This window comes from Streptomyces guryensis, from assembly GCF_021261325.1.
GTDB lineage: Bacteria > Actinomycetota > Actinomycetes > Streptomycetales > Streptomycetaceae > Streptomyces > Streptomyces guryensis.
Map to the genome: position 1 here is coordinate 13,654 of NZ_JAJSBI010000051.1, position 23,783 is coordinate 37,436.

Below are 23,783 nucleotides of genomic sequence, written 5' to 3' on the forward strand. Positions count from 1 at the left end.
AGAGCCGCCCACGAAGGTGGAGCAACGACCGAAGAAGCCAGGAGGGCAACGTGCACCGCACACTGATCGTGGCGCGGATGAACCTCGCCGACGCCGAGGGCGTCGCCAAGGTCTTCGCGGACTCCGACTCGACCGACCTGCCGCACATGGTGGGTGTCTCCCGGCGGACCCTGTTCGCCTTCCACGACCTGTACTTCCACCTCGTGGAGGCCGAGCAGGACATCGGCCCGAACCTGTACAAGGCGCGCAGCCACCCGCTGTACGACGACATCAACACCCGCCTGCAGGAGTTCATCTCCCCCTACGACCCGAACTGGCGTGAGCCGCGCGATGCGATGGCCGTGCCGTTCTACACATGGACCCCGCAGGACGGCCCCGTCACCACCAAGCCGTCCGGCCCCACCCTGGGCGGCACCCGATGACCACAGCGGCCCACACCGCCAAGGTGAACCTGGAAGAGGTCGTCGCCAACCGCAAGCGCGGCGGTGACATCCGCATCACCCTCAGCCCCCGCACCGTCGGCTGCACCTCCGGCTTCGGCGGAACCCTGCGGCTCGGCCCCGGAGAGTTCGTCACCGAGCACCTGCACCCGTACTCAGAGGAGTTCCTGCACGTCGTCTCCGGCGAGCTGAGCATCACGCTGGACGGCGAGCCGGTCGCCCTCGGCCCCGGCGACTCCCTGCTCGTGCCCATCGGGGTGCGGCACCGGCTGGTCAACACCGGCCAGGAGGCGGCGCAGGTGGTCTTCCACCTCTCCCCGCTGGCGCCGCGCCCGGAACTCGGCCACGTCGACACCGAGACGCCGCTCGTCGAGGGCGGCACCAACCCGGACGTCGGAGGCCCCCGATGAGCCGTCGCGCCGTCATCACCGGCATCGGCGCCGTCGCACCCGGCGGCGTCGGCCGTCAGGCGTACTGGGACCTGCTCTCCAGCGGGCGCACCGCCACCCGGGACATCAGCCTGTTCGACGCGGGCAAGTTCCGCTCCCGGGTCGCCGCCGAGTGCGACTTCGACCCGGTGGCCGCCGGTCTGAGCGCCCAGGAGATCCGCCGCATGGACCGCGCCGCCCAGTTCGCGGTCGTCGCCGCCCGCGAGGCCATCGAGGACAGCGGCATCGACACCACGGCCGGCGACCCGGGCCGCACCGGCGTCAGCATCGGCAGCGCCGTCGGCTGCACCACCGGCCTGGAGGACGAGTACGTCGTCCTGTCCGACAACGGCAAGAACTGGCTGGTCGACCACTCCTACGGCGTGCCCCACCTGTACGGCTACATGGTGCCCAGCACGCTGGCCGCCGAAGTCGCCTGGCAGGCGTACGCGCAGGGGCCCGTCGCCCTGATCTCCACCGGCTGCACCTCCGGCCTGGACGCCGTCGCGCACGGTGTGCAGCTCATCGAGGAGGGCACCTGCGACATCGTCATCGCCGGTGCCACCGACGCCCCACTGTCACCGATCACCGCGGCCTGCTTCGACGCCATCAAGGCCACCACGCCCAACAACGACGACAACGCCGCCGGCGCCTCCAGGCCCTTCGACGGCCGCCGCGACGGCTTCGTCCTCGGCGAGGGCGCCGCGGTCATGGTGATCGAGGAAGCAGGGGCGGCCCGCCGCCGCGGCGCCCAGATCTACGCCGAGGTGGCAGGCTTCGCCAGCCGCTCCAACGCCTACCACATGACCGGACTCAAGGCCGACGGCCGGGAGATGGCCGAGGCCATCGGCGTGGCCCTGGACCGGGCCCGGCTGGATGCGACGGACATCGGCTACATCAACGCGCACGGTTCGGGCACCAAGCAGAACGACCGCCACGAGACGGCCGCGTTCAAACGGAGCCTGGGACAGCACGCGTACGACATCCCCATCAGCTCCATCAAGTCGATGATCGGGCATTCCCTGGGCGCCATCGGCTCCCTGGAGGTCGCCGCCTGCGCGCTGGCCCTGCGCCACCAGGTGGTGCCCCCCACGGCCAACTTGTCGGTGCCCGACCCCAAGTGCGACCTCGACTACGTACCGGTCACCGCCCGGGATCACCGCATGGACCACGTGCTCAGCGTCGGCAGCGGATTCGGTGGCTTCCAGAGCGCCATGATCCTCAGCCGCCCGGGTGTCGGCAGCGGAAGGGAAGCAGCATGAGTGCCCTCGGCATACCCGAGGGGCGGCGCCGCCCCTCGGTCGTCACCGGCCTCGGCGTCATCGCCCCCACCGGAATCGGCGCACGCCGGCACTGGGAGGCCGTCCTGGCCGGCAAGAGCGGCCTGGGACGCATCACTCGCTTCGACCCGACCACCTACCCGGTCAAGGTGGCCGGCGAGGTACCCGGGTTCGAGGCGGCCAAGCAGATCCCCGACATCCTCGTCTCCCGCACCGACCGCTTCACCCACTTCGCCCTGGCCGCGGCCGAGACGGCACTCGCCGACGCGCAGGCCGATCCCGCCACGCTGCCCGAGTACGAGATGGCGGTTGTCACCGCCAGCTCCTCCGGCGGCACCGAGTTCGGCCAGCAGGAGATGGAACAGCTCTACCAACGCGGACCGGCCTGGGTGGGCGCCTTCCAGTCCATCGCCTGGTTCTACGCCGCCACCACCGGCCAGGTGTCCATCCGCCACGGCATGCGCGGCCCCTGCGGCGTCATCTGCGCCGAGCAGGCCGGCGGCCTGGATGCCCTCGGCCAATCCCGCAGGCTGCTGGACACCGGCTCCCGGCTGGTGCTCTCCGGCGGCACCGACGCCTCCCTGTGCCCCTACGGGCTGACCGCCCAGCTGCCCACCGGCGGCCTGTCCACCGAGGACGACCCGACCCGCGCCTACCTGCCCTTCGACGAGGCGGCGCGCGGCTACGTCCCCGGCGAGGGCGGAGCCATCATGGTCGTCGAGACCGAGGACGGTGCCCGCGAGCGCGGTATGGGCCACTACGGCCGCATCCTCGGCTACGCCGCCGGGTTCGACCCGGCACCCGGCTCCGGGCGTCCCCCCGCCCTCGCCCCGGTGATCCGCCGCGCCCTCGCCGACGCGGGACTGACCGCCGACGCCGTCGACGTGGTCTTCGCCGACGCCGCCGGACTGCCCGACGCCGATCGCGCCGAAGCCACCGCCATCAACGAGGTGTTCGGAGCCGGCCGGGTGCCGGTGACCGCGCCCAAGACCCTCACCGGCCGACTGTACGCGGGCGGCGCCGCACTGGACGTCGCCACCGCCCTGCTCAGCCTGGCCGCCGACGTCATCCCGCACACCGCAGGCCCCGTCGAGGCGGGGCACCTGGGCATCGACCTGGTCGTCGAACGGCCCCGGCCCACCCCGCTGCGCACCGCCGTGGTCCTCGCCCGCGGACACGGCGGCTTCACCTCCGCGCTCGTGCTCGGCGCCGGGGACCGCACCGACCACCTCACGTGACCTCCGAACCCGAAAGGCAGGAGTGATGGCGGGACACACCAGCAACTCCATCGTCATCGACGCCCCCATGGACTTCGTCTGGGAGCAAACCAACGACGTGACGTCGTGGCCCGAGCTGTTCAGCGAGTACTCCCTCGCCGAGATCCTCGAACAGGACGGGCCGACCGTCACCTTCCGGCTCGCCCTGCACCCCGACGAGAACGGCAAGGTGTGGAGCTGGGTGTCGCAGCGCACCACCGACGCCGCGACCCGAACCGTCCGCGCCCGCCGCGTGGAGACCGGACCGTTCGAGTACATGGACATCCACTGGGAGTACACCCAGACCGACCGGGGCGTGCGGATGCAGTGGACCCAGGACTTCCACATGAAGGACGGGGCCCCGCTCGACGACGACGGCATGACTGACCGCATCAACCGCAACACCGTCGTCCAGATGAACATCATCAAGCGCAAGATCGAGACCGCGGCGAGCGCCCTGCGCACTCCGTACGCCGACCTCACCGGCAAGCGCATCCTGGTGACCGGCGGCACCCGGGGCATCGGGCGGGGCATCGTGCTCGCCGCCGCCCGGGCCGGCGCGGACGTCCTGACCTGCTACCGGCAGGAGAACGACCACGTCACCACGCTCGGCAAGGAGCTCGCCGGGCTGCCCGGCACCGGCCACCTCGTGCGCGCCGACGCATCCGACGCGGCGGGCGCCCGACTGCTGGCCGACCGCGCCCGTGATCTGTTCGGCGGCCTCGACGCAGTCGTCAACAACGCCGGCGACTTCACCCCGGCCCCCTACGACGACCTCACCGACGCCGCCTGGGCCGCTGCCGTGCAGTCCAACCTCACCGGCACCCATCAGGTCACCCAGGCCACACTGCCCCTCCTGGCCGGCGGCGCCTCCATCGTCAACTTCGGCTCCACGGTGGCTCGCATCGGGATGGCCAGCGGCGCCCACTACACGGCGGTCAAGCAGGGGCTGATCGGCCTCACCCGCTCCCTGGCCCGCGAGCTCGGCCCGCGGAACATCCGCGTCAACACCATCTCGCCCGGCCGCATCGACACCGAGGCCCTGGACGAGCTGCCGCCCGAGGCGGCGGCCCAGCAGCGCGCGATCTTCTCCAAGTTCGCCGCCGTCGGCCGCCTCGGCACCCCGCAGGAGATCGCCCACGTCGTGCTGTTCCTCATCAGCGACCAGGCCTCCTACATCACCGGACAGAACATCCACGTAGACGGCTGCGTGTGACTCACCGTCACACCACGGAAGGACATCAGGTGGAACTCGGACTGCAGGGTAAGAAACTCCTGGTCACCGGCGGCACCCGGGGCATCGGGCGGGGCATCGTGCTCGCCGCCGCCCGGGCCGGCGCCGACGTCCTCACCTGCTACGTGCAGGAGAGCGAGTACGTCGAGAGCCTGCGCCGAGAGCTCAAGGAGACCGGCGGCGACCACCACGTCATACGCGCCGACGTGGGCGACCTGGCCCAGGTCGACTCCCTCGTCGAGGCCGCCAAGGAGAAGTACGGCCGGCTCGACGGCATCGTCAACAACGCCGGAGTCATCAGCCACATCCCCTTCGCCGACCTCGCCCCCGAGGAGTGGTCACGCGTCCTCGACACCAACCTGACGGCCAGCTACCGCATCATCCAGCAGGCGCTGCCGCTGCTCGGCGCGGGAGCCTCCGTCATCAACGTCGGCTCCCGCGGCGCAGCGGCGGGCATCCCGCTGCGCGCCCACTACACCGCGGCCAAGGCGGCGATGATCGGCCTGACCCGCTCGCTGGCCAAGGAACTGGGCGGCAAGGGGATCCGGGTCAACGTGGTCGCCCCGGGCGTCATCGAGACCGAGGCCTTCGACACGCTCCCGGCCGAACGCGCCGAAGGCCTGCGCGCCACCTACTCCCAGAAGACCGCTCTCGCCCGGCTCGGCCGCGTCGACGAGCTGGCCGCCCCGGTGCTGTTCCTGCTCAGCGACCTGTCGGCCTACATCACCGGCGAGACCCTCAACGTCGACGGAGGCATCTGACCATGAGTGACGCGACGTTCCGGGTCATGCTGCGGATGCAGATCAAGCCGGGCATGGAGGCCGACTTCGAGCGGATGTGGCAGGAGGTCGGCGACTCCGTCACCGGCCACCCGGCCAACCGCGGCCAGTGGCTGGCCAGGAGCACGGCCGAGGGCGAGGACGGCATCTACTACATCGTCAGCGACTGGGTGGACGAGCCGCAGTTCCGCGCGTTCGAGACCAGCGACACCCACCTGCAGCACCGCACCAAGCTGCACCCCTTCCGCAGCGGCGGCTCCATGGCCACGATGCGGATCGTGGCGAGCCTCGAAGGAGCGGCCGCATGAGCACCGCTCCCGCCGTGGAAGTGGTGCTGTACCACCTCTCCGACCAAGGTGAGGACGTCCTTGCGGCCTACCACGAGGCGAGCCGCCGCATGGCCGGCACCCCCGGCCTGCTGGGCAACCAGATCATGACGGAACTGGGGCGCCCGGACAGCTACGTGGTGGTCAGTCACTGGGACAGTTGGGAGTCCTTCGAGAGGTGGGAGACGGGGGCGCAGCACAAGGACCAGACCGCCCCCCTGCGCGAGTTCCGTGACACCGGCCGGGCCCGCCCGTTCGAGATCTACAAGGTCCTCGCCAGCTACTGAGGACAGGCACTGAACAGCACCGGCGGGGGGCGTCGAACGCGCGCCCTCCGCCCCTCCATACGCCCGCGGCTTTTCGCGACGTGACGCGCCGTCACCGAAGCCGCGCGGTGCCGACAGGAGGCACCATGCCCCAGCACCCCACAGACGCCGTGACCGGCGCGAGCCGTACCGGCAACGGCCTGTACGTGCCGCCCGGCACCCCCTCGGGGCACGGAACGCGCCGGGGCTTTCTCATCTTGCTCGGCGTCGATCTGTGGGAGCGTTTCAGCTTCTTCGGCATGGCGGCGATCCTCGTCCTCTACCTCACCGCCGCCCCCGCCGACGGCGGCCTGGGTATGTCCCAGCAGACGGCCACCGCGCTGTTCGCCACCTACATGTCCCTGAACTTCCTGGCCGGCCTGCCTGGCGGCTGGCTCGCCGACCGAGTCCTCGGCGCCCGCCGGGCCGTCCTGGCGGGCGGCGCCCTCATCGCCTGCGGTCACGCCGTCCTCGCGCTGGCCGCCGCTCCGGCCCTGTACACCGGTCTTGCGCTGGTCGTCGTCGGCACCGGCCTGGTCAAGCCGTCCCTGGCCGCCATGGTGTCCGCCGTCAGCGGCACGGCCAAGCGGGAAGAGGCCTTCTCCCGCTTCTACATGTGCATCCAGGTCTCCGCACTGCTCGCCCCGGTCGTCACCGGCTTCCTCGCCGAAAAGGTCACCTGGCACCTGGGCTTCGCCGCAGCCGCCTTCGGCATGGCGGCAGGCCTCGCCCAGTTCCGTATCGGCCTGCGCGTCCTCGACGGCACCGGCAGCGCCCCCACCCGCCCGCTGACCCGCGCGGAGGCCCGTACGGCCGCCCGGCGGGCCGCCGCAGTTCTCACGGCCGGCGCCGCGGCCACCACCGCCGTCGTCCTCGGCGTACTGCCCCTGCTCGCGCTGCTGGCCCTGCTGGGCCTTGCGACGGTGTGCCTGCCGTTTTTGTACCTGCGCTCCCTGGGCCGGCGCACCACCGTGGACCGCGCCCGGCTGACCGCCTTCACCACGGTCATGGCGGCTTCGGCGGCCTTCTGGATGATCTTCGCTCAGAGCGGTTCCGTCCTGTCGCTGTTCGCCGCACACCACACCGACCGGTACATCCTCGGCTTCACGGTCCCCGCGAGCTGGCTGCAGGCCGTGCACCCGCTGTTCATCCTGCTCCTGGCCCCCCTGGCACGCCGGCTGCGCACGACGACTACCGCCAAGTTCGCCGGTGCCCTGGCCGCGGCCGGCCTGAGCTTCCTCGTCATGGCCGGGGCCGCTCTGCTGGCCCGCACCGGCGATGTCTCCGTGGCCTGGCTGATCGCCGTCTACCTGGTGTACTCGTTGGGCGAGGTGGTGCTCGCCCCGGCCGGCCTCGCCCTGGCCGCCGCCGTCGCCCCACCCGGCTACCTCAACCGGTTCCTCGCCCTCAACGGCATGTTCGCAGCCGTCGGTGTCGTCCTGGGCGGCCAGTTGTACCGCCTGACGGCCGTTCTCCCCCTGCCTGCCTACTTCCTCCTCATGGGCGGCATCGCCCTGGCCACCGGCGCATTCGTGGCCACCCGGTCCTCCCACCTGCGCCCTCACCTTCCGGGCTGCTGACAGGCGTGGGCGCTCCGGCGACGCACACCCGGTCGATTACTGAAGGGCCAGAAACACGAATGGCGAGCAGCAATTACTGTGACTGAGCACTTCAGTTGGTTCTAACCGCGCTTGCGTGATGAGTCGGCTAGTGTGGTGCGCCAGAAATCCTGAGGGTTAGTTCTACTCGGTTGTCGGGGTGTCGGTTCCGACTTTGGTGAGGTAGCCGGCGAGGGAGTTGAGGATCTCGTCGGCGGTCTTGGTCCAGGTGAAGGGCCGTGGGTTCTCATTCCAGGTGTCGATCCATGCGGTGATGTCGTCCTCCAGGGCTTTCACGGACCTGTGGACGCCGCGGCGGATGAGCTTGTCGGCCAGCAGACCGAACCACCGCTCGACCTGGGACCTTGTGGATGCGCAGCGCTGGCACAACATGGATACCGCCCGCATGGTCTTCCGGCAGGAGACCGGCTGGCATCAGAAGGATGGGCGTTCACCGCTGTGGCAGCACAACCGCCTCACCGACGAAGAAGCCGCGCACCATGCGTGCCGGGCGTACACCGCCAGCACCCCGCTGCGCAGCGCACTCCTCATGCGCTCGATGCCACTGTGGCACCGCTTTGACCTCAGTCCTGCCTGGGCCGCTGGCCACGCCACGCGCCCGGACCGGCTCGTCTTGGACGCCCGCTCCGACACTGAACACGATCAGGTCGTCGAGCTGCTGACCCGTTCCGCGGCCCGCATCCCAGGAGCCGTCTACTGCGAGAAAACGCCTGCTCCGGGACCCTTCACCTAGGCTCTGGCAGCGCGCAGCTGATCAGCAGCGACTAGGACGCCGTGGTGCGCTTCTTCTTCGCCTTCGGCTTGGTCGGTGGCGGTGGTTCTTCTCCGGTGGCGCCGTTGTTCATCCGGGCACTGGCTTCCAGGACCTGGTCGATGATGCGGCGGCGCATCTCGCTCTCGGGATCTTCGCCCAGGTTTTGGGCCAGCCGCTCCGCGGTCAGGTAGTAGCCGGTCAGGACCGGCTGCTCGAAGTAGCGGTTGAGCTGGCTCAGGGTCTGCCCGTACATCTGCAGGTAGGTGCGGTTGAGGAAGGCGGAGAGCGCCGCGGCGACGCCGGCGATGGCGGCGACGAAGACCTTGGTTTGGCCGTTGGCGAAGTACAGGCCGGCGGCGAAGCAGCCCACGATCACCAGCAGGCCCAATCCCATGGCCCGTTGTGAGGACCGGAAGGACCGGTCGGCTTGGTCGGTGGCGATCCGGTGGTATTCGTCGATCTGGGACTGGTTGAGTTCGAGGAGCGTGGCCAGGGGCGTGACGGTCTTGAGGTCCGCGAGCTTCTGCGCGTCGATCTCTTTCTGCCGTTCGGCTGCCTCTTCAGCCGCCTGCACCTGGAGGTCCTCCCGGCGGATCTGTTTGACCAGCAGGTAGATCGCGATCCCCGAGACCGCGGTCACTGTGACACCTATCAGGATCCACAGCCATAGCGGCACCGCGCCCACGCCACCCTTGCTGATGGCCAGGATCACCGCAGCCGCAACGGCCAACAAAGGGAAAAGGGACGGTTGGGAGCCTGATCGGCGATAGTGGACGCCGCGGGCTGTGGGTGCGCTCGGCAAGGAACCCCCTGGACTTCTGCGTACGGCGCAGCGGCCGTGCAGTGATCAGTTCAACCGGCTGAGTGTGGCAGCCCGCCACCTCCCCGCCCAGCATCTGACCAGCCAACTGCGGCCGACAGAGGCCGCGTTGGAGTGAACGGGGTCACCCCGTACATCGAGGTGTCGCCCGCGGGCGGATCGCTACGGACAGGTCAGCGTCCGCACCAACCGCTGCTCGGTGCCGGTACGGCTGGAACGGTCAAACTGGCGGCCCGGAACCGCGTCGAGGTCGCGGCCTGGGCCCTGGCAGTACGGGTACGCACAGCCCGGCGCGTGAGATACCGGCCCGCGGTCCTGCAGTCGGACGCGGCGATGGCGGAGACTGCGGACGAGGGGGCGCCGGGCGTCGGTCCGAATGTCTCTCAGTCGGGCGTGGGGGCGGTGGCTCGGCCTGACCGAAGGCTGTCGTGCAGGTGGTCGAGGAGGCTGCCGGTCAGGCAGGCCAGCTGCGTCACCTGGTCCGGTGAGAGGGCGTCGAAGACGAGTCTGCGCACTGCTTCGACGTGGTTGGGGGCGGCCCGCACGATGGCGCTACGGCCGGCGGAGGTGAGGCGGAATGCAGCGCCGCGCCGGTCGGTCTCGCACTCCTCCCGCTCGACCAGGCCCCGCCGCTGCATCCGGGCGAGCCGTATGCGCTTAGATACCCGCTCGCGTACGCGAGGGAAAGAGTCACCCGTCCGGGCGTCGAAGTAGGTCCCGTCCCGGAAGCGCCCAGGCGCTGTCACTGGCCGTCGATAACGTGACCGCCGTGATGGTGGGCACCGAAGAAACCCGGCTGGTCGTCGTGCGCGGCAACAGCGCCTCAGGGAAGTCGTCCGTCGCGGCCGGCCTGCGCGAGAGGTTCGGCCGTGGCCTGGCCCTGGTCGGCCAGGACAACCTCCGCCGCATCGTGCTGCGGGAACGCGACCGCCCCGGCGCCGCAAACATCGGCCTGATCGGCCTGACCGCCCGCTATGCCCTGGACGCCGGATTCCACGTCGTGCTCGAAGGCATCCTCTGCGCCGACCGCTATGGCGACATGCTCGCGCAGCTGCGCGCCGACCACCGCGGCCCCACTCACGGCTACTACCTGGACGTGCCCTTCGGTGAAACCCTCGCCCGGCACGCCACCAAGCCGATCGCCGGCGACGTCAACGAGACGCAGCTGCGCGACTGGTACCGGCCGCGCGATCTGCTGCCCGGCGGCATCGAGACGGTCATCGGCGCCGACAGCGCCCTGCACGAGACCGTCGACCGCATCATGCTCGACACCGGCCTGGCCCACTTGCCCGCCATGGACCGCTGACCGGAGCACCTCTGCGACGCGCCGACCCCGCCCCGGCCATGAGGCCGACCACAGGTGCGGCGGCGCCGCGTTCAGCCCCGACCATGGGGTTGGCTGTGCCGCTCTCACCCCCGACCACGGCTGGTCAGCGCGCTACGTCTGCCGAAACGCGCGCCCGGTCCAGGGACTCGCCGGCCGGGGTCGTGGACGGGCCGCCACACGGGTGCGGAGGGGCCGTGCTGGAGCAGGTCGGCCAGCGGCGCCGCCAGGACGGGGACGTCGTACGGGAAGCGGGACGTCGCCAGCAGCCCGGCTCCCGCGCGCAGGGCGCGGATCCGGTTCTCGACACCGGCGGGTCCGGTGCCGTCCAGGACGAACAGGACGCGGGGGAAGAGCGGGTAGCGCCGCCGCCACTCCTCAACCGCCGCTTCCTGCACGGTCGGCCGGCGCCCGGGCGCCGCGGGCACGTAGTGGTAGAGCCGCTCGTACGCGGTCAGCTTGGCGGCGAGGCGTTCGGGGCCCATGGTGGCCCGGTCGACTTCCACGAACGCCCGCAGCATCGAACCGTTGTCGCCGTCGGCGGGGCCGCGCCGGTAGTACAGGAGCGCGTCGGGGATGACGGCCTCGCCGCTCCCGACCGGATGATGGACCTCGGGGATCCAGTCCAGCGGCTCGCACACATCGCCGCGGCGGCGGGCGTCCTCGAGGAAGACGAGCGCGGTCTCGGTCACGGTCAGTGTGTGGCCGGCCTTCAGCCGCACGGCGGTCGGATCGGACACCGTCCTGGAGGGCCGGCGCCCGCGCAGCTCGGGCCACTCGGAGGCGAGCTGCACGCCGTACGAGGTCGGGAACCACGCCCGAGTCCGACCGGCCTGCGGCAGGGTGATGCGGTCGACCAGCCCCTCGGCGCGCAGCCGGGCCAGCCGCCGCCGGGTCTGCTCGATACGCACCGAGGGAGCGATCACCCGGTGCATCTGCTCGGTGGTGGCCATCCGGTACTGCGCCAGCACGCCCAGCGCCATCCGGTCCCCGCTGCCCGCGTCCACGCCGATCATCACGGATCTGCTCGCTTCCGGTACACGCGGCGCCGGCCTGCCCGGCGCCGCGTGTACCGGTCACAGCAGCAGCCGGACCCGACCGGAACCCCGACCACCAAGGCCCGACCACGGTCACGAAGCGACAACATCGCCGTGGACCAGGCCCACATCCCCGCCGACAACCCGTCCGACAAGCGTCCGCACGCTCTGCCGCGCCTGTCCGCGAGCCCGCAGGTCACGACGCTTGGTCCTGCGTGGTCGGGAGGCTGACATCCCCGTTGCGGCCGCTTTCGCCTGGCTTTGCTCACGAGAACCGACAGCACCAGTACATGAGATTGGGAGGCGTCGGCGGCGCGTCGTGTTCGATGTTCATGAGAAACGACAGCCCCCCAGCGCGCCCCCTGCCGTCGCAGGGCCTCGCCTCGGGAAGCCGCGATGAGGCCCCAAGCAGCTCTGCCTGGTGTTCCGACTCCTTGGCATCCGGCCACGCCTCGTCGGGAGATCACAGAGCCCTGTACGGCACGGTTCTGTGACCCTCGGTCCTCGTGCCGCCGTCGTGCCGGGGCGGGCGCGTCTGCACTTTTCCCGGCTCGCTGTGCAATGCGGCACCGGAACCCCCTCTTCACTGTGCAACCAGACACACCGCACGATGCGTTGACGGGCCTAGGTTGGCGTTCGACGCAAACCGCGTCCCTGCTCACCAGCGTCACCTGCGATGTCGTGCCCCTGACACGCAGCGTCTGGAGGCGGGTGTGTGAGGTCGTGTGGGGAACGCGACTTCACCGAGCCAACTCGGGCAGCCTGGTCTTGCCCCATCGTGCACGGCCAGCCCAATTCACAACGTACGGGGGAAGCGCATGCGAATACATTCAGTGAAACTCAGGATCAGAAGGTCCATCCTGGCGGGGGCGCTGGCCTTGATGTCCACGTCCGGCCTGGTGGCCGTGAACGCGCCGGCGGCGCACGCCGCCTCCTGCGGTTCGGACCGCGTCCTGGCGAGCAACCCGACCGACCTCTACGGGTACAACTTGGGCGTCATCTCCAACAAGCACCTCGGCAAGCTGTACATCGGGTACATCCGGAGCTGCCGGATGGAGTACGCGGAGGTGCACTGGGACCAGAACGCCGACCTGTCCATGATCGGCGACAACTACATCTGGCTGCAGGACGCCTACGGCCACCAGGCGGGGAAGGCAGACATCGGGAACCTGGCCCAGTACGGCGCGTACGGGTCCTCGAACCTGGTGCCCATCGACAGCTTCGGCTACGGCTACAGCCAGCCGAGGCTGCACATCGGGCTCACCTTCACCGGCGGCAGGACCCCGACCTGTCGCCCGACCGACTACTACGGCAACGGCCACAGCTTCGCCACCGGCGGCAGCGAGGCCAGCCACAACTGGCAGGTGTGCGGCATATGAAGCAGAAGCTCAGGACCGCGGTGGCGGCGGGTGTCATGACCGTGGGCTCCCTGGCCGGCACGCTCGCCCTGTCGGGGACGGCGCAGGCCGCGACCTACCAGCGCAACGTCCAGCTGCAGGACCTCCAGGACCAGGGAGTCGACTGCCTGGACAGCAACTACAACGGGTCGCTGTACATCCTGCCCTGCAACGGCAGCAGCTTCCAGCGCTGGAACGTCACGTCCTATGCCCCGGACGTGAACAACTACTACAGCAGGGTGCAGATCCAGAACGTCCAGACCGGCCGTTGTCTGCGGGTCCAGTTCTTCGCCGGAAACGGCTACGAGGCCAAGACCGACAGCTGCGACGCGAGCAACTACCGGGACCAGTGGAACATGACCTGGGTCGGCAACACCCAGGGCAACCCTTCCAACAGCTTCCAGTTCCTCAACTGGCAGCCATCAGGCCCGCTTTCGGGCCGCAGCGAGTTCGACTTCTGCCTGGACCGGGGACAGGCAGGCCACGCGAACAACATGGTCTTCGACATCGGCCAGTTCCAGAAGACCTGTGACAACCACTCCAACAAGTGGCAGATCTGGAGCATGGTCCACTAGGCTGCCGTCGCTGCCGTCGCTGCCGTCGCTGCCGTCGCTGCCGTCGCTGCCGTCGCTGCCGTCGCTGCCGTCGCTGCCGTCGCTGCCGTCGCTGCCGTCGCTGCCGTCGCTGCCGTCGCTGCCGGACGGCCTGCGCTCGAGGTGATGGGAAAAGCTTCCGCGCTCTTGGAAATGATCTCCGAGAGCGCGGACTGAAGTCTGCCGCCGGCCCTGTCGTGGACGTCGCGTTCACCGGCGTCGAGGCCGAGTTGGGCATCACGGCCGCCTGCCGGCTGACGGGCCGCTCCCGCGCCACGCACTACCGCCGGCTCCGGCCGGCACCACCAGGCAGAGCACATGTCCCGCAGGTGCAGCCATCAGCCCTGACCGCCGAAGAACGGTCTGCGGTCCTGGAGTTGATGAACAGCGACGAGTACGCCGAGCTGGCGCCCGCGCAGATCTGGGCCCGCGAGCTGGACGCCGGACGCTATCACTGCTCCGTCTCCACGATGTACCGGATCCTGCGCGAGCAGGATCAGTCGGGTGAGCGCCGACGGCAGGCCACCCATCCGGCCAGAGCGGTGCCCGAGCTGGTCGCCACCGGGCCCTCGCAGGTGTTCACGTGGGACATCACCAAAGCTGCCGGACCGGTCAAGGGCATCTGGTACCACGCCTACGTGATCATCGACATCTTCAGCCGGTACATCGTCGGCCACACCGTCGAGCGGGCTGAATCGGCGGTGCGGGCCGAGGAGTTGATCCGCGAGACCATCACCCGCAACGGCATCGTGCCCCAGACCGTGCACGCCGACCGCGGCACCTCGATGACGTCGAAGAAGGTCTCCCAGCTGCTGATCGATCTGGGTGTGACGCGGTCGCACTCGAGACCGAAGGTCTCCAACGACAATCCTTACAGCGAGGCCCAGTTCAAGACCACGAAGTACATGTCGGACTATCCCGAGCGGTTCGATTCGCTGGCCCACGCCCGCGAGTGGTTCGACGCGTTCATCGCGTACTACAACCATGAGCACCGGCATTCAGGCATCGGCTGGCACACCCCCGCCTCCGTCCACTTCGGGACCGCCGAGGAGGTCCGCGACCAGCGCGCGGTCACTCTCGCCGAGGCATACGCCCGCCACCCCGAACGCTTCGGCCGCCGCCCCCGACCACCCGAGATACCCCAGACCGCGTGGATCAACGACCCCGCCAAGCGCCGGGAACCCGCACCACAAACCTCATAGCGTCACGACCGTCTCACTGGACTTGAAATCTTCCGCCCCCGCGGCCGCCGCGGAGTGGCACATGGTCCTCGACCGCATTGAGAACCGCCTGCAGCCGCCCCCGCCGCCCGCACGGGGAGGCTATACGTGCGCGGACGGCGACCCGGTCGTGCAGGAGTTCATCGAGCGCCGGGCCCGCGACGAGGAGATCAAGCGCCTCGCCGGGCAGATCCATCCGGACGAGATGTACGAGGACTACGAGGAACGGATGTATGAGAGGGCGCAGCGGCGGGCCGCGGACTACTGGCCGTATGAGGACTACGAGGAACCCGAGGGCGAGACCGAGCCGGAAGACGAGGCCGAGAAGCAGGCACGGGCCGCCGAGCACTCCGCCTTCCTCGCCCGATTCAAGGCCATGGTGGAGCCCGACACTCCCACGGAGCCGGTCACCGAACGGCCCTGATGGTTCTCCCAGCCCACCGCCTGCAGCCCTTCGCCCACCGTTGCTCCTCCTGCACAGCAGGGCCGCGCTCGTGATCCCCCCACGACTCCAACGCAGCGTTACATAACCCAGGCCAATATTATGTACCGTCAGCTAGACTGGGTGGCAGCGTTACATTTTTGATGGCGCAGTCACTCCGCACCCATGCAACCCGCTTACCGCTTCTGCTCTTGGAGTCCCCGGGTGTCCTCCCCGCGTTCATCCCACACCGCCGGTGAGGCGTCTTCCGGCGCGGCCGTGCCGGACAACCCCGCCCACGCCGCCCCTCCTGTAGCCCCGACGGAGCCGTCCGACCCGGCTCCGCGCTGGGCGGGCAACTGGCCCCTGAGTTTCCCGACGCCTCCCACCCCGCCCGCAGCGGCCAAGACAGCTTCCGAAGACGCTGGCCGCCGACACGGCGAGGACAGCCAACCCAAGTCAGTTGAGGGCCCGTTGGACGAGCCGGGAACAACCTCCGCCGCCCCTGACGCGGAAACACCGCATGCCCCGGCGCGCACCAGGCCAGCGACGCTGCACGGGGCCCGCAGCGCACTCCGACAGATGATCGACGCCGCCATCGAAGGGCACCCCACACCCCTGACTCGCGGCCCCCACCATGCCCTGCTCACCACCCCCGCCCACGCAACCGAACTGGGCTGGGACCTCGCCCACGCCACCATCCACAGCTTCGCGGACGCCCGCAAAAAGCTCGGGGATCTGATCCAGTACAGCGCCGAGGGCCACCCCCAGGTGCTGTGCCGCCACAAGACCCCCGTCGCCGTACTGCTCGCCGCAGCCACGGACGGCACCCCCGTCCCGCCCGCGCCTCAAGCCGATGCCGCACCCGACACAGCAGCTCTGGCTGCAACAGCGGCACCGGACTCCACCACGCCCTCTAAGGGCCAGCAAGCAGTCCAAAACCTGGTTCCGACCACAGCAGCCGAAGCCGCCAAAGGCAGCGCACCCGCGCCTACAACTACCCCTTCCAAAGCGGCCGTTGAACCCACCACTTTCTCGCAGTCACAGTCACAGCCGGAACCGGTGCCAGCAGCCCACCACACGCCAGCTCCTGCCCATACGCCCCCCGCCTCACCCGACACCCCACCAGCCCCACTGACCGTCCCCACCGGCCCGCCGGCCGCTCCCACCACTGCCGTCCCCACACCCGGTACTCCAGCACTCCAGCACCCGGGCACACCGCCGATCGCACCCCCCGCACCCCCGTCCGAGCCGAGCCCGCCGACCCCCGCCCCCGCGATGCCCGGTGCCGGTCACGAGACCGTCATGCCGACGCCCGGTCCACTGGCTACCCCTGCACCGCGCACCCCACGACGCCTGGCCGCACTCGCACAGGCCCTGGTCACCGTCCTGCCGACCACCGTCCCCACTGGCGAATCCACCACGCCCACACCCTTGATGGGCTTGTCGACCGGCATCCGCACCCTGGACGACGTCCTCGGCGGTCTCCAGCCCGGCCGCTTCTACCTCGTCGCCGCCGCCCCGGGCGCCGGATCCAGCCTGATCGCCACCGCCGCCGCCCGCACCAGCGCCCTCGACCAGCACCAACCCGTCCTGTACGCCGCCTCCGGACCCACCCGCGCCGACATCGCCGCACGCATCGTCGCCGCGCACCTGCCCGTCGACTACCGCCGCCTGCGAGCCGGCCGCCTCACCCCCACCGAGCAGGACGACACCGCAGCCCTCCACCACCACCTGTCCCAAGCCCCGCTCTACATCGACGACGGCACCGACCTGACCACCGACGCGATCGCCGAAAGCGTCCCGGACCTGCCGGGCCTGGCCCTCGTCGTGGTCGACCGCCTCCAGACCACCGAGGACCCCCGGCTGCCGCTGTCCGGCCAGGCCCAGATCACCGATGCCGCCCAGGCCCTCGCCCACCTGGCCCGCACCCACGAGCTCCCCGTCCTGGCCGCTGTCGACACCGACGACCCCCAACTGATCGCCGCGCTCAGCCTCGACATCACCATCACCCTGACCCGCGACGCCGACCAGATCCACGCCACCGTCACCGAACGCGACCTCGGCCCGCTGGCCACCCTCACCCTCCACGCCGACCTCGCCCACGCCCGCATCACCGACCCCACCCACCCCCACCCCAGCCCCGTCACCTCAGCACAAACCCCGCAGACACCTCTCCAAGCCCCCATCAGCCCATCCCCGGACCCCACGGCCACCCAGCCCGCCCCGACGGCCCACACAGCCGCCCCACGCAGGCCATCGCCCCGCCGCACCACCACCCCACCCCCGCCCCAAGGCGGCTACGCCAACCGGGACTACAGCTACTTCACCGGCATGATCACCCGCGCCGTCGACGAAGCCCTCCACGACCACGACGGCGACATCACCACCGCGACCGAAGCCCTGGTGAAAAAGGCCGTACCGAACGCAATGGCCCTGTTCGAAGCGACCCGCGTCGGCGGAAATTACGAGCACACCGTCTACCCGGAAACCCTCGAATTCCTCCGGAAGAAAACCAAGGACGGCGCCGACGAAATCTGGGAAGGCCGCCACAACTGGACCAACACCCACCTCATGGAAGCCCTCCAAAACGGCACCCACCCCCCGATCACCGTCAACGCCCTCGACACCAACGCCAGCTTCCTGTCCGCCTTCAAGACCCACCTGCCCATCGGCGCCCTGATCCACGACCCCAACGGCGGCTTCGACCCCAAACGCTCCGGCATCTACCGCCTCCCCGCCCGCCCCACCTGGCACCACCCCGAGCTGCCCGACCCGATCGGCAACCGCCGCGAAGACGGCCCCGTCCTCCTCGACGACGCCACCATCCGCCTCCTCATCCGCTGCGCCCGCCTCGGCCTGTGCGAGGCCCCGCACATCACCGAATGCTGGACCTCCGGCGCCAGCGAAGGACTCCTGGAGAAATTCCGCCGCGTCCTGACCGAGGCCCGCACCAAAGCCCTCGAAACCGACGACACTGTCACCGTCGAATACATCAAAGCCATGTACTCAAAATTCACCTCAACCATCGGAGAATCAAGCGTCAACCGCGACATCCGCCGACCCGACTGGATGCACATCATCCGCTCCCAGGCATTCGCCAACCTCTGGTACAAATCCCACCGAGCCCACAGCAACGGCCTCACCGTCGTCCGCGTCCGCGGCACCGACGAACTCCACGTCACCGGCGACTGGCGCACCGTATTCACCGAAGGCCGCCTCACCACCCAGATGAAACAAAAAGACCAGTACCCCCTGCCGAGGAAGAGCGCCCGATAGATGTCGACCGACGGATGGAAGAACTTCGGCAACTACGGCGCAGACCGCGATCCCGGAAACGTCCACGGAAAAATTGCCCTCGCCCGCGCCCTCGAAGACGCCCTCGAACGCATGATCATCGACGGCGGAATCAAATCCCCCGTCGGCACCCGCCGCGGCCTGAAAGCCCGCATGCGCTACCTCACCACCACCAAAGGCGGCCCCCAAGCCCTGGCCGACGCCGGCATCCACGCCACCCCCACAACGATCCGCGCCTGGACCCGCGGCACCCAGCGCCCGCGCCAGGCCAGCCTCGAAGCGATCGACACCGCCTACTGGAACCTACGAGCCCACAACGTGCTCACCAACCCCGGCGCCTTCAAGCAGCACCTCAACCGAGGCGGCCGCGGCACCCGCATCGAGATCCACCCCGTCAACCAGACAGCCGTCGACGAGCCACGCCGCCGCGACAACCTGAGGATCCAACACCGGCAGGTCCGCTACATCTGGGACGACGCCGTCGACGCCCTCGTCGCCAGCGACCTGGCCACCATGGAAGACCTCTGGGACGACATCATCGCCGAACTCGACTCCGACTGGGGCGCCTACACCTACGTCTCCTACATCGGCATCGGCGCCTGACACGACCACCGACGCTCTCGGGGAGCGCCAGTTGTGGACCTCGTTGCCTGGGAGCCAGCGGCGCAGGTGCGGTGACCTCGTCGTTTGGTACTGACGGGTAGTGCTCACCCGTTGCTGGCATGAGCGACGAAGAGCCATGCCATTCTTATGCCCACCACCAAGTATTTCCCGCCCAGATGGCGTCCCGGTGTGTTCGTCCTCGACCGGGCTTACGTTGCCTACATGGACAGGCCTCAGTTCCCCGTGCTGTATCAGCGGTAGCGGTTCATCTTCTTCTGGACCCGGCAGGCGCCGGACGAGTGCGAGTGCGAGTGCCGGGTCTACCACGCGGTTTCCGTCTGGTGCAGCTGCGCCAACAAGGCTGAGCCAGGTCTGGAAATGCGCATCATCCGCACCCCGTATCTGCAGGGCGACGCGCAGCCGGAGATCAGTGACCCGCTGCGGCTGTGCGCGCCGTGCTACGCCGCGGTGGAGGTGCTGTCCGAGGAGCCGCGGTCGTCGACGGCGTGAGCCTGCCCGGCATGCCGCGCCAACGGGGCCAGTGCTGCCCTGTCCACCGAGCTGTCGCGGTGGCCTGGCGGCCGCGCTCTGTACGACCCGCACCCCGGCGAACCCCGCACGCCCGGCCCGGGTGTGATGTGCCGCTTCTACTGCTCCGGCGACACACCCTGACCCTCGCCGGTGAACCGCCGGATCCATCGGACGATGACCCAGATTGCCAGCATCTGCAGCTACAGCTACCAGTTGCAGGAGTGATTGTTGGGGTAGGGCGTGGAGTTGCCGGTGCTATCCCAAGGGAGCGGGGGTGTGTCGACCTGCGACCAAGGGATGTTCGGACGACTGGACTCGAAGTCCCAGGTCAGGCCGCCGTAGTAACCGGACCCCTTGATTCTGTGCACCGAGTAGAAGGCGTGGCACCAGAACTGCTTGTACATGGACGTGACCTGGTCCTGCGTCAGGTTGGCGGGCAAGGGAGTGCGTTGCGTGATGTCCTGCCACATGGCCTGGAAGTTCTGGGAATGTGAGCGGCGCAGGTACTGAGTGGGCTCCACGGAGAGAGTGATCTGGCCGTCGTGACCGGCGACCGGGTCGTGGTAGACGGTCGTGAAGTCGAAGTATCGGTCATTCGGCTGCACCGAAAGGGATCCGTACTGATCGTGGCGCTCCACCGAGTACCCCCAGTCGGTGGCAGGGCTGGGGTCCCATACGTATAGGCCCCAGGTGAGACTCTGCAGATTGTGGGTGGCCCCGCCCGGCTCTAGGACATGCAGTGCAGGTGCGCCCGAGCAGTCGGTGTACCGCTGGTCGTGGACTGGTCCGCCGCCGATCTGCCAGGAAACGCCGACACCCCAGCCGTCCCCGCACTTAAGGTCCTTGAGGTTAAAGGAGTTGAAGCCGAGCTTCGTGTTGGGATCCTCGGTCTCGTGGAACGCGTGGAGTCCGGAGTTGAACTTCCCTGTCGCGATGACCGCGCCGCGATAGTTGATGTTGGCCCAGTTGATGCCGTACTTGCCGGCCGTCGGCGTCGGCGTAGTGGGTGTCGACACACAGACATTCACGTCGGGCTTCCAGTCCGCGGGGCTGCCGGTGGTGAGGTTGTAGTCGTTGACGTAGCCCTCGAGAGAGGGATCGTTGGGGTCGAAAACCGAGAACCAGTACGTGTCTCCGTGCCCGCCGGCATCCTCCGGACCTGTCGTCCAGCATCCCAGCGCCAGCGGTTCATCGTTGTGATAGGCGGTGTCCGGGACGGTGCCGTGGTCGTAGTCGGGGTCTGTCCTCAACGCCAGCGAGGCGTTGTAGGCCAGGCCGGTGACGTTCGCGCACCAGGATCGGTACTCGCCTCCGGATTTGCGGCAGCGGTAGGGCTTGCTGGTGACCGGCGGTGTGTTGGCGCATCGCTCGACGACCGACATCCACTGCCCGGGGCTGCCGGTGGTGAGGTTGTAGTCGTTGACGTAGCCCTCGATCGATGGGTCATTGGGGTCGAAAACCGAGAACCAGTACGTGTCTCCGTGCCCGCCGGCATCCTCCGGGCCGGTCGTCCAGCATCCGAGCGCTAGCCGATCACCGTTGTGGTAAGCCGTTCCGGGGACAGTACCGTCGCCGTAGTTCGGTCCGCGCTGCAGCGGCAGGCTGTTCGATCCGCTGAGCCCGGTAACGTCGGCGCACCAGGAGCGATACTCGCCTCCCTGTCGTCGGCACTGCAGGGGCGCGGCATCAGCACGGCCGGGCGATGCCGCCAAGACCGCTACGGCAGCCAGGACGAGTACCATGACCTGGACGACGACTCTCGGTGGCGTCCCGCGGACCGCACGCACCGATAATGGGCTGAATCTCACGCTCACCCTCCCCGTTCCCTCCGGGCCCTACGGCTCGTCAGGTTAGGGAGGCCACGAGCGGAATGAATCCATCCCATGTGTCGAGATCCAGCAAAGGCCTCCCGGTACTTGTGTACAGACGATGCCGATGCCCGTCATGTCGATGTCCAGACGCCCGATAGCGGCGGGAAGGAAGACAGCTGTGAAGCGCTCCGGGTCTGATGGAGGCTCCGGACTGTCCCGAGTTGGGTGGAGTCGAGTTGCTTGGTTTCAGGCTACTGGTGGTGTGCGGAGTTCGTACTCCACCGGGCTGAGCATGCCCAGTGCGGAGTGCCTGCGCTGTCGGTTGTGGAAGATTTCCAGGTACTCGAAGAGCGCGGTGGACAGCTCCAGACGGGTCCGCCATCGTCTGCGGTTGAGTAGTTCGACCTGGACTCGGGCCCAGAAGGACTCCATCATCGCGTTGTCCACGCAGTCCCCGATGGAGCCCATCGAGGGCAGCAGGCCGGAGGCCCTTGCGCGCTGGGTGAACGCCCAGGATCCGAACTGCACTCCGTGATCGGAGTGGATGATGGTGCGGCCTGGTCGCGGGGAGCGGTTGCCGATGGCCATGGCGAGGGCGTTGGTGGTCAGGGCCGCTGTGGGCGAGGCGTCGATCGACCAGCCCACCACGCGCCTGGAGAAGGTGTCCAGGACGACCGCGCAGTACACCTTGCCCTCGAAAGTGGGGTGCTCGGTGATGTCAGTGACCCATAACTGGTCCCGGGCGTGACGGGTGAAGTTCCGCTCCACCAGGTCGGCGACGGAGGGGGTTACGTGCTTGGTGCGGGGGCGTCGGTTGCCGGGCAGACCGTGCAGGCCGGCACGCTGCATCAGCAGCTCCACGGTGCCGTGGCTGACATGGATGCTCAGGCCCAGGCGGAGCTCGGCGTGGACCCGGCGGGTGCCGTAGGTGCCGCGGGAGGCGGTGTGGATGCCCACGATGGCCTCGGTCAGCCAGGCGTGTTTGACCAGGCGGTTCGACGGCGGACGCTCCCGCCAGGCGTAGTACCCGGACTCGGCGACATGCAGCACCCGGCAGGCCAGCTGTACCGGCAGGTGCTCACGGGCCATCACGCGGATGGCTTCGAACCGCCTTTTGGGGAGGTCACCTCGCCGAGCAGTTCGGCAGCCCGGCGGTGGATGGCCAACTCGGCCTCCAGCTCGGCGATGCGTTTGCGGGCCGCGGCAAGCTCGGACTGGTCGCTGCTGGTAGTGCCGGGCAACTGCCCCGTATCGATGAGGTGTTGCCGACGCCAGACATAGATCGTCTGGTCGCTGATGCCAAGGAGTTGGGCGACCTCGGCGACCTTCCTTCCGGATTCGACGAGATCGAGGACCTTACGGCGGAACTCGGGCGGATAGCTGCGGGGCATCACGGCCTCCGTAGGCTGCTGGATCGTCAATTGTCCTGCAACGCGACTCCATCAGAACCGGGGCATACCACCTCCATCAGACCCGGAGCGCTTCAGCTGCGGCATCTGCGCTTGGACCGCGTCGGTGTCGGGCTGTTCGAAGACCGTCCGCAGCAGCGTGGCCACCCATGGCTGGGCCGATTTCGGAACCTGGCTCAGCAAGTTCCTCGCATAGTGGGTGCGACAGCGCTGCCACGACGCACTGGGCAGGACCGCGCCGATGGCGTCGACGAGGCCGGCATGGGCATCGGAGATGACGAGCTGGACGCCGGACAGGCCGCGGGCGATCAGTGAGCGCAGGAAGGCGAGCCAGCCGGCGCCGTCCTCGGCGGTGGCCACGTCCAGACCGAGGATCTCGCGGTGGCCGTCGGCGTTGACGCCAACCGCGATCAACGCGTGGACGTTGATGATCCGGCCGCCTTCGCGGACCTTCTGGGTGAGCGCGTCGACCCAGACGAACGCGTACGGGCCGGCGTCCAAGGGCCGGTTACGGAAGGCGGCGACCTGCTCGTCCAGGTGCTTGGACATCGCGCTGACCTGGGACTTCGACAGCTGGGTGACGCCGGGACTCGGCGAGTTTCTCGACCCGGCGAGTGGAGACCCCGAGGAGGTAGGCGGTAGCGACCACCGAGATGAGGGCCTGTTCGGCCCGGCGCCGGCGTTCGAGGAGCCAGTGCGGGAAGTAACTGCCCTGCCTCAGCTTGGGGACAGCGAGCTCGACGGTCCCGGCGCGGGTGTCCCACTCACGCGGGCGATACTCAGGTTGAACTCGTAGAGCCTGCGGGGTCGTGACGGTTCGTGATCCCTGCGGTACGACGGGATCGTGAGGTACGCGCAGCGGGGCGGGTATACGCCCGTCGAGCAGGAGAAGCGGGAAC

At 69.1% G+C, this 23,783-nt stretch carries 21 protein-coding genes and 5 pseudogenes; 19 read left to right on the forward strand and 7 right to left on the reverse strand.

Annotated features, from left to right (window positions below; genetic code table 11):
* The first annotated feature begins 50 nt into the window (after positions 1-50).
* From LJ657_RS46850 to LJ657_RS46895, 10 genes and pseudogenes are all read left to right on the forward strand, one after another.
* Positions 51-422, forward strand: a complete 372-nt coding sequence (locus LJ657_RS46850) for a TcmI family type II polyketide cyclase (protein ID WP_232655845.1) — start codon at positions 51-53, stop codon at positions 420-422.
* Positions 419-850, forward strand: coding sequence for a cupin domain-containing protein (locus tag LJ657_RS46855; RefSeq protein ID WP_232655846.1), 432 nt, complete (start codon positions 419-421; stop codon positions 848-850). Before LJ657_RS46850 ends, LJ657_RS46855 begins: the two co-directional genes overlap by 4 nt.
* A complete protein-coding gene (locus LJ657_RS46860) occupies positions 847-2,130 on the forward strand; it encodes a beta-ketoacyl-[acyl-carrier-protein] synthase family protein (protein WP_232655847.1) in 1,284 nt (427 codons plus the stop codon). The genes LJ657_RS46855 and LJ657_RS46860 overlap by 4 nt, the downstream gene beginning before the upstream one ends.
* Positions 2,127-3,386 (forward strand): ketosynthase chain-length factor, encoded by a 1,260-nt coding sequence (locus LJ657_RS46865; protein WP_232655848.1) that lies wholly within the window; start codon positions 2,127-2,129, stop codon positions 3,384-3,386. Before LJ657_RS46860 ends, LJ657_RS46865 begins: the two co-directional genes overlap by 4 nt.
* A gap of 25 nt (positions 3,387-3,411) precedes the next feature.
* A pseudogene (locus LJ657_RS46870) lies at positions 3,412-3,870 on the forward strand (SRPBCC family protein); the annotation flags it as partial.
* Between the two features lie 27 nt (positions 3,871-3,897).
* Positions 3,898-4,620, forward strand: a pseudogene (locus tag LJ657_RS46875) (SDR family NAD(P)-dependent oxidoreductase); the annotation flags it as partial.
* A gap of 29 nt (positions 4,621-4,649) precedes the next feature.
* A complete protein-coding gene (locus tag LJ657_RS46880; protein WP_232655849.1) occupies positions 4,650-5,399 on the forward strand; it encodes an SDR family NAD(P)-dependent oxidoreductase in 750 nt (249 codons plus the stop codon).
* Positions 5,400-5,401: 2 nt separating this feature from the next.
* A complete protein-coding gene (locus tag LJ657_RS46885; protein ID WP_232655850.1) occupies positions 5,402-5,725 on the forward strand; it encodes an antibiotic biosynthesis monooxygenase family protein in 324 nt (107 codons plus the stop codon).
* The gene (locus LJ657_RS46890) at positions 5,722-6,030 is read left to right on the forward strand and encodes an antibiotic biosynthesis monooxygenase family protein (RefSeq protein WP_232655851.1); all 309 of its coding nucleotides are present in this window, start codon (positions 5,722-5,724) and stop codon (positions 6,028-6,030) included. The genes LJ657_RS46885 and LJ657_RS46890 overlap by 4 nt, the downstream gene beginning before the upstream one ends.
* 125 nt (positions 6,031-6,155) lie before the next feature.
* Positions 6,156-7,628 (forward strand): peptide MFS transporter, encoded by a 1,473-nt coding sequence (locus tag LJ657_RS46895; protein WP_232655852.1) that lies wholly within the window; start codon positions 6,156-6,158, stop codon positions 7,626-7,628.
* 162 nt (positions 7,629-7,790) lie between these two features.
* On the opposite strand, the pseudogene LJ657_RS46900 reads toward LJ657_RS46895, so the two are convergent.
* Positions 7,791-8,021: pseudogene (locus LJ657_RS46900) on the reverse strand (IS630 family transposase); the annotation flags it as partial.
* Here LJ657_RS46900 and LJ657_RS46905 point away from each other — a divergent pair.
* Positions 7,966-8,400, forward strand: coding sequence for a hypothetical protein (locus LJ657_RS46905; RefSeq protein WP_232655866.1), 435 nt, complete (start codon positions 7,966-7,968; stop codon positions 8,398-8,400). The pseudogene LJ657_RS46900 and the gene LJ657_RS46905 sit on opposite strands and share 56 nt — an antisense overlap.
* A gap of 31 nt (positions 8,401-8,431) precedes the next feature.
* Here the strand turns inward: LJ657_RS46905 and LJ657_RS46910 are convergent, their stop codons facing one another.
* Both LJ657_RS46910 and LJ657_RS46915 read right to left on the reverse strand, forming a co-directional pair.
* Positions 8,432-9,223: a TRADD-N-associated membrane domain-containing protein gene (locus LJ657_RS46910; protein WP_232655853.1), complete on the reverse strand. Its 792-nt coding sequence runs from the start codon at positions 9,221-9,223 to the stop codon at positions 8,432-8,434.
* A gap of 401 nt (positions 9,224-9,624) precedes the next feature.
* The gene (locus LJ657_RS46915) at positions 9,625-9,879 is read right to left on the reverse strand and encodes a MarR family winged helix-turn-helix transcriptional regulator (protein WP_232655854.1); all 255 of its coding nucleotides are present in this window, start codon (positions 9,877-9,879) and stop codon (positions 9,625-9,627) included.
* 134 nt (positions 9,880-10,013) lie between these two features.
* On the opposite strand from LJ657_RS46915, the gene LJ657_RS46920 reads away from it, so the two are divergent.
* A complete protein-coding gene (locus tag LJ657_RS46920; protein ID WP_232655864.1) occupies positions 10,014-10,547 on the forward strand; it encodes a P-loop NTPase family protein in 534 nt (177 codons plus the stop codon).
* A 104-nt stretch (positions 10,548-10,651) separates the two neighbouring features.
* Here the strand turns inward: LJ657_RS46920 and LJ657_RS46925 are convergent, their stop codons facing one another.
* The gene (locus LJ657_RS46925) at positions 10,652-11,581 is read right to left on the reverse strand and encodes a replication-relaxation family protein (protein WP_232655855.1); all 930 of its coding nucleotides are present in this window, start codon (positions 11,579-11,581) and stop codon (positions 10,652-10,654) included.
* Positions 11,582-12,483: 902 nt separating this feature from the next.
* Between LJ657_RS46925 and LJ657_RS46930 the strand changes: the two genes are divergently transcribed.
* The 7 genes from LJ657_RS46930 (at position 12,484) to LJ657_RS46960 (ending at position 19,643) form a co-directional block, all read left to right on the forward strand.
* Positions 12,484-12,981, forward strand: a complete 498-nt coding sequence (locus LJ657_RS46930) for a hypothetical protein (RefSeq protein ID WP_232655856.1) — start codon at positions 12,484-12,486, stop codon at positions 12,979-12,981.
* Complete coding sequence (locus LJ657_RS46935) at positions 12,978-13,574, forward strand: RICIN domain-containing protein (protein WP_232655857.1); 597 nt, start codon at positions 12,978-12,980, stop codon at positions 13,572-13,574. Before LJ657_RS46930 ends, LJ657_RS46935 begins: the two co-directional genes overlap by 4 nt.
* A gap of 215 nt (positions 13,575-13,789) precedes the next feature.
* Complete coding sequence (locus LJ657_RS46940) at positions 13,790-14,794, forward strand: IS3 family transposase (protein WP_232655858.1); 1,005 nt, start codon at positions 13,790-13,792, stop codon at positions 14,792-14,794.
* A gap of 22 nt (positions 14,795-14,816) precedes the next feature.
* Positions 14,817-15,236 carry a hypothetical protein gene (locus LJ657_RS46945; RefSeq protein WP_232655859.1) on the forward strand — a complete coding sequence of 140 codons (420 nt, stop codon included), beginning with the start codon at positions 14,817-14,819 and terminating at the stop codon, positions 15,234-15,236.
* A 1,302-nt stretch (positions 15,237-16,538) separates the two neighbouring features.
* Entirely contained in the window at positions 16,539-18,512 is a 1,974-nt protein-coding gene (locus LJ657_RS46950) for a DnaB-like helicase C-terminal domain-containing protein (RefSeq protein ID WP_232655860.1), read from the forward strand.
* Entirely contained in the window at positions 18,513-19,133 is a 621-nt protein-coding gene (locus LJ657_RS46955) for a hypothetical protein (protein WP_232655861.1), read from the forward strand.
* A gap of 267 nt (positions 19,134-19,400) precedes the next feature.
* Positions 19,401-19,643, forward strand: coding sequence for a DUF6372 family protein (locus LJ657_RS46960; protein WP_232655865.1), 243 nt, complete (start codon positions 19,401-19,403; stop codon positions 19,641-19,643).
* Positions 19,644-19,870: 227 nt separating this feature from the next.
* Here LJ657_RS46960 and LJ657_RS46965 read toward each other — a convergent pair whose 3' ends face one another.
* The 3 genes and pseudogenes from LJ657_RS46965 to LJ657_RS46975 form a co-directional block, all read right to left on the reverse strand.
* Positions 19,871-21,406, reverse strand: a complete 1,536-nt coding sequence (locus LJ657_RS46965) for a DUF2599 domain-containing protein (protein WP_232655862.1) — start codon at positions 21,404-21,406, stop codon at positions 19,871-19,873.
* A 315-nt stretch (positions 21,407-21,721) separates the two neighbouring features.
* Positions 21,722-22,866: pseudogene (locus LJ657_RS46970) on the reverse strand (IS3 family transposase).
* Positions 22,867-22,959: 93 nt separating this feature from the next.
* A pseudogene (locus LJ657_RS46975) lies at positions 22,960-23,662 on the reverse strand (IS256 family transposase); the annotation flags it as partial.
* Positions 23,663-23,783: the final 121 nt, after the last annotated feature.

Excerpts from the sequence above, each read along its gene's own strand:
- LJ657_RS46955 (WP_232655861.1), top strand. The coding sequence starts at position 18,513 with ATGTCGACCGACGGATGGAAGAACTTCGGCAACTACGGCGCAGACCGC.
- LJ657_RS46860 (WP_232655847.1), top strand. The coding sequence starts at position 847 with ATGAGCCGTCGCGCCGTCATCACCGGCATCGGCGCCGTCGCACCCGGC.
- LJ657_RS46885 (WP_232655850.1), top strand. The coding sequence starts at position 5,402 with ATGAGTGACGCGACGTTCCGGGTCATGCTGCGGATGCAGATCAAGCCG.
- LJ657_RS46925 (WP_232655855.1), bottom strand. The coding sequence starts at position 11,581 with ATGATCGGCGTGGACGCGGGCAGCGGGGACCGGATGGCGCTGGGCGTG.
- LJ657_RS46895 (WP_232655852.1), top strand. The coding sequence starts at position 6,156 with ATGCCCCAGCACCCCACAGACGCCGTGACCGGCGCGAGCCGTACCGGC.
- LJ657_RS46920 (WP_232655864.1), top strand. The coding sequence starts at position 10,014 with ATGGTGGGCACCGAAGAAACCCGGCTGGTCGTCGTGCGCGGCAACAGC.
- LJ657_RS46905 (WP_232655866.1), top strand. The coding sequence starts at position 7,966 with ATGAGCTTGTCGGCCAGCAGACCGAACCACCGCTCGACCTGGGACCTT.
- LJ657_RS46935 (WP_232655857.1), top strand. The coding sequence starts at position 12,978 with ATGAAGCAGAAGCTCAGGACCGCGGTGGCGGCGGGTGTCATGACCGTG.
- LJ657_RS46865 (WP_232655848.1), top strand. The coding sequence starts at position 2,127 with ATGAGTGCCCTCGGCATACCCGAGGGGCGGCGCCGCCCCTCGGTCGTC.
- LJ657_RS46890 (WP_232655851.1), top strand. The coding sequence starts at position 5,722 with ATGAGCACCGCTCCCGCCGTGGAAGTGGTGCTGTACCACCTCTCCGAC.
- LJ657_RS46930 (WP_232655856.1), top strand. The coding sequence starts at position 12,484 with ATGTCCACGTCCGGCCTGGTGGCCGTGAACGCGCCGGCGGCGCACGCC.
- LJ657_RS46965 (WP_232655862.1), bottom strand. The coding sequence starts at position 21,406 with ATGGTACTCGTCCTGGCTGCCGTAGCGGTCTTGGCGGCATCGCCCGGC.
- LJ657_RS46915 (WP_232655854.1), bottom strand. The coding sequence starts at position 9,879 with ATGCAGCGGCGGGGCCTGGTCGAGCGGGAGGAGTGCGAGACCGACCGG.
- LJ657_RS46950 (WP_232655860.1), top strand. The coding sequence starts at position 16,539 with ATGCCGACGCCCGGTCCACTGGCTACCCCTGCACCGCGCACCCCACGA.
- LJ657_RS46855 (WP_232655846.1), top strand. The coding sequence starts at position 419 with ATGACCACAGCGGCCCACACCGCCAAGGTGAACCTGGAAGAGGTCGTC.